The organism is Marisediminitalea alba, from assembly GCF_002993365.1.
GTDB lineage: Bacteria > Pseudomonadota > Gammaproteobacteria > Enterobacterales > Alteromonadaceae > Alteromonas > Alteromonas alba.
The window spans coordinates 1-1,915 of record NZ_PVNP01000069.1; the positions used below are offsets into that span (position 1 = coordinate 1).

The window sequence follows — 1,915 nt, forward strand, 5'->3', positions numbered from 1 at the left end:
GGAAGATGCGAATAAGTCCCCGATGTGAGATCATAGCTGCATAGTAAATCACAAACATTACCGCTCATGAGTCACCAGTTAACCTTTGCTGACAGCGAGTTTTCCAGTAAGCGCCGTCAGACCCGTAAAGAGATATTCTTATCCAGAATGGATAACCTGCTGCCGTGGTCTCAACTGCTGGAAGTGATTGAACCCTTTTATCCTAAAGCAGGCAATGGCAGACGTCCGTATGCGCTCGAGACCATGTTTCGCATTCACTGTATGCAGCAATGGTATAGCCTTGGTGATGAGGCAATGGAAGATGCGTTATATGAAATTGCTTCGATGCGCCAGTTTGCGCAACTGTCATTGGATAAAGCCATTCCAGACCGCACTACCATTATGAACTTCCGGCACTTGCTGGAAAAGCACAAGCTGACTCGCAAATTGTTCAAAACGGTCAACCAATGGCTTTCGGACTGCGGTGTGATGATGACGCAGGGCACATTGGTGGATGCGACGATTATTGAAGCGCCCAGCTCCACTAAAAACAAAAAGAATGAACGTGACCCGGAGATGCATCAGACCAAGAAAGGTAATGAATGGCATTTCGGCATGAAAGCCCATATTGGTGTGGATGCCAAGAGCGGTCTCACCCATACATTGGTAACCACCGCCGCCAATGAGCATGACCTGAATCAGTTGAAAAACCTGTTGCATGGCGAAGAAGAATTCGCTTCCGGCGATGCCGGTTATCAGGGAGCAGAGAAACGGGAAGAGTTGCAAGATACAAATGTGGAATGGCTGATTGCCGAACGCCCCGGAAAAGTCCGGGCACTGAAAAAGCATCCTCGCAAAAACAAAACGGCCATTAACATCGAATACTTAAAAGCCAGCATCCGGGCGAAAGTGGAGCATCCGTTTCGGATCATCAAATGTCAGTTTGGCTTTATCAAAGCACGGTACAAAGGACTGATGAAAAATGACTCACAGTTAGCCATGCTATGCACCTTGGCAAACCTGTTTAAAGTAGACCAGATGTTGCGACGACAGCCAAGATCTGTCTGAAATCCGGGAATAACCCGGAATAAGGCCTAAATCAGGCCTAAAAAGGTAGTATATTGGCCGAAATTGAGAATTTACCGTTCAAAAATTAAACGGCGAATGCAAAGGCTGGTTCAAAAACTAAATTGCAGGACTTATTCGCAGTTTCCCTCTCTTTCGGGGATTTTTGATTCTTGGCTGACCAGTTCATCATTATTCAATGTAATCAATCGAGCATTAACCGAGTTATTTAATTTCGTGGCCAGTTCGGGCAATTTAGCTCTAGCCGAATGAGTTTCTTTAGATACTTCTAGATCTTTAATGCTATTAAAAATCGCATTAATGTAAATCGTAATTTGTTGTGCAGATTTTTCTACCTTATTAAGGTCAGAATTATTTCTTATGGCTTCTAAAAATGCTTCAAGCCTTTTATTAAAGTTGTTAATGTTGTCCGTAAGCTTTACTGGTACTTGTTTGCCTGATAAACCTTGAACTACCTTATCTACTGTTTGTTTAGAAAGGCCTGCCAATTCCTTCAAGTTTTCAATATATGAATCATGCTCTTCATTCATGTCGATAAATCCTGTTTGTCGAACTTGGTTGCTAACGCCCTAATTTGGCGGCACAAACGCGTGGGCTATACTGCGAAGCAGAGCCCACGTGTTTGTGTCCCCAACATTTGTTTGTTATGCGTGCGAGACACTTGCCCTTCGCGGCTTTGCCGCCACCGCCCGCTACAACAAACTATTGCTTTAAATATTAACAATTACCTTAAAACAACCCTGGGCGAAAAGCCAGATGATAAAGTGGCGGCTTGAGAAGTGAGCTGGCTGGCAAAACTGATTGTGCCGAATGCTGGTGTTACCGAACTAAAACAAACAAGCGTTGCTAA

General features: G+C 44.2%; 2 protein-coding genes. One reads left to right on the forward strand and one right to left on the reverse strand.

Features of this window, described 5'->3' with window-relative positions; translation table 11 throughout:
- Positions 1–66 precede the first annotated feature (66 nt).
- Entirely contained in the window at positions 67–1,047 is a 981-nt protein-coding gene (locus tag C6Y40_RS08010; RefSeq protein WP_105934130.1) for an IS5 family transposase, read from the forward strand.
- Between the two features lie 131 nt (positions 1,048–1,178).
- On the opposite strand, the gene C6Y40_RS08015 is transcribed toward C6Y40_RS08010, so the two are convergent.
- Positions 1,179–1,595, reverse strand: a complete 417-nt coding sequence (locus tag C6Y40_RS08015) for a hypothetical protein (RefSeq protein ID WP_105934131.1) — start codon at positions 1,593–1,595, stop codon at positions 1,179–1,181.
- Positions 1,596–1,915: the final 320 nt, after the last annotated feature.